At 54.0% G+C, this 2,753-nt stretch carries 2 protein-coding genes; both read left to right on the forward strand.

All coding sequences use genetic code 11. The features are described 5' to 3' along the window. The coding region (locus B3Z49_RS06480) for a valine--tRNA ligase (RefSeq protein WP_296989113.1) at window positions 1–1,683 on the forward strand (1,683 nt) is incomplete at its 5' end. A gap of 207 nt (window positions 1,684–1,890) precedes the next feature. Beyond that, the coding region (locus B3Z49_RS06485) for a chorismate-binding protein (RefSeq protein WP_296989115.1) at window positions 1,891–2,753 on the forward strand (863 nt) is incomplete at its 3' end.

Genomic DNA, 2,753 nt, shown 5'->3' on the forward strand with positions numbered 1-2,753 from the left:
CTCGGTCTGCTTGAAAAGATCGAGGATACCGTTCACATGGTTCCATACGGCGACCGTTCGAACGTCGTGATCGAGCCTTATCTGACCGACCAGTGGTTTGTTAACGCCGAGGTTCTTGCCAAACCCGCCACCGAGGCGGTTGAAGATGGCCGCATTCGTTTTGTGCCGAAGAACTGGGAAAACACCTATTTCGAATGGATGCGCAACATCCAGCCATGGTGTATCTCCCGTCAGCTTTGGTGGGGGCATCGTATTCCGGCATGGTTTGGTCCCGACGGCGAATTCTTCGTTGAAGAAACCGAGGAAGAGGCCATGGCCGCCGCCAAGGCGCATTATGGCAAGGATGTCGAGCTGACCCAGGAAACCGATGTTCTTGATACCTGGTTCTCATCCGGACTCTGGCCGTATTCGACGCTGGGCTGGCCGGACAAGACCCCGGAACTTGCCAAATACTATCCGGGCGATGTTCTGGTCACCGGGTTTGACATCATCTTCTTCTGGGTTGCCCGGATGATCATGATGAGCATGTATTTCATGGACGGCAAAGTCCCGTTCCGTGACGTTTACATTCATGCGCTGGTGCGTGATGAGCATGGCCAGAAGATGTCAAAATCCAAGGGCAACGTCATCGATCCGCTTGAGATCATTGACGAATATGGCTGTGATGCGCTGCGCTTTACCCTGACGGCATTGGCAGCCCAGGGCCGTGACATCAAGCTTGCCGCATCCCGTGTTGAAGGCTATCGCAACTTCGCGACCAAACTTTGGAATGCCGCACGCTTTGCCGAAATGAATGAATGCAAACCGGTTGAAGGCTTTGACCCGGCCAATGTGAAATCGACCCTTGGTCGCTGGATCGTAGGTAAAACGGTTGAAGCAGCCAAGGCCGTTGGCACTGGCATTGAAACCTATCGTTTCAACGACGCTGCCAGCAGTGCCTATCAGTTTGTTTGGGGTTCGTTCTGTGACTGGTATCTGGAACTGGCGAAACCGGTCCTGATGGGCAATGACGAAGAAGCAAAGGCGGAAATTCGCGCGGTTACCGCATGGGTTCTTGACCAGATCCTGTTGATCTTGCATCCCGTCATGCCATTCATTACCGAAGAGCTTTGGGAAAAGACCGCCGATAGTCGTGCCAAAATGCTGATCGCCGAAGGGTATCCGCAGTTTGACGAAGCGCTGATTGATCGTGAAGCCGAGGCCGAGGTCGATCTGGCCATTCGCCTGATTGGTGACATCCGTGGTGTCCGTTCTGAAATGAATGTGCCTCCGGCGGCCGAAGTTCCGATCTATCTGGTTGATGCCACCGACGCGATGAAAGCAGCAGTCACGGCACAGGAAGCACAGGTCAAACGTCTGGCGCGCGTTGCAGATGTTGCTTTTAAGGGGCAGGGCGATGTCGAGGCGATTGCCAAAGGTGCGATCCAGACTGTGGTTGATGGCGTGACTGTCTTTGTTTCGGTTGCCGATTTCATCGATGTTGCGGCTGAAAAAGCGCGTCTTGAAAAGGAAATTCAAGACAAGACGAAATACATCAAGGCCCAGGAAGGCAAGCTTTCGAACGAGAAGTTCGTCAGCCGCGCACCTGAGCACATCGTCACGGCCGAAAAAGCCAAGCTTGAAGAAGCACGTGATACCCTTGCCAAGCTCAACGAAGCTTTCGCGCGTATCGCAGCGATGTAGGGTTTCGGACCAATCTACGAGAAAGGCCAGCCATCTTTGGTTGGCCTTTTTTGTTCTGGGTTCAATTGAACTGTCGTAATGTCGCAAAAATCTTCACCCGATCATGCAGAATCGCTTAGATTGGCGTCGCCCGTTCCTGTGAGCGACAAGTACCCCCATGGAATGACGATTTTCGTCGCGTCCAGTCGATAAGAATGCGCCGGCCCAATGCTGATTGAAGAATGCCCCTATATCGAGCCCGTTGATGCCTATGGCGCGTTTGCGCCATATGCCGATAGCCATTTTTTGGATTCTGGTGACCGTGACCGGTTCTCCTACATTGTCGTGTCGCCGCTGCATAAATTGACGGCGAAGAACGGGCAGGCGGTGCTGGATGGCTTTGAAGTGCCGGGAAACCCGTTTGACGTGCTTGGCGATCTGTTGGCGCGCTATCAGATCGAAGCGAAGCCAGACCTGCCGCCGTTTCAAGGCGGTGCTGTTGGCTATTTTGGCTATGAGTTGGCACATCAGACAGAATTTTTGCCCGCAGCACCGAACGACTGGCTTTCAATGCCGGACATGGCCGTGGGGATTTATGATCTGGTGATCGCGTTTGATCAGATTGACCGGCGGATGTGGCTTATTTCCACCGGCATTCCAGAGACCGAAAGTCCAAAGCGCGACCAGCGCGCAAACGATCGTATGGCGTTGATCCGAAAGTATCTAAGACTTGCACGGCCGCTGATTGATACGCCCGCTGTGCCGCATGTACCAAACGTTTCGAACTGGCAGTCAAACTTTGACCGCGCCAGCTACGAGGCCGCCGTACAGCGCGTGATTGATTACATCTTTGCCGGCGACATCTTTCAGGCCAACCTGTCACAAAGCTTCCGCGCAGAATACGCAAGTGATGCCATCCCAATGCGGTTCGACCTTTATCGGCGTTTGCGTGACATCAGTTCCGCGCCCTTCGGCGCATTCCTGAATTTCGGGGATGTTGCGGTGCTATCAAATTCGCCGGAACGGTTTCTCAGGGTCAGAAACCGGCAGGTCGAAACCAAGCCGATCAAGGGCACAAGACCGCGTGGCGA

Origin of the sequence: Thalassospira sp. UBA1131 (assembly GCF_002311515.1) — a bacterium.
Classification (GTDB): domain Bacteria; phylum Pseudomonadota; class Alphaproteobacteria; order Rhodospirillales; family Thalassospiraceae; genus Thalassospira.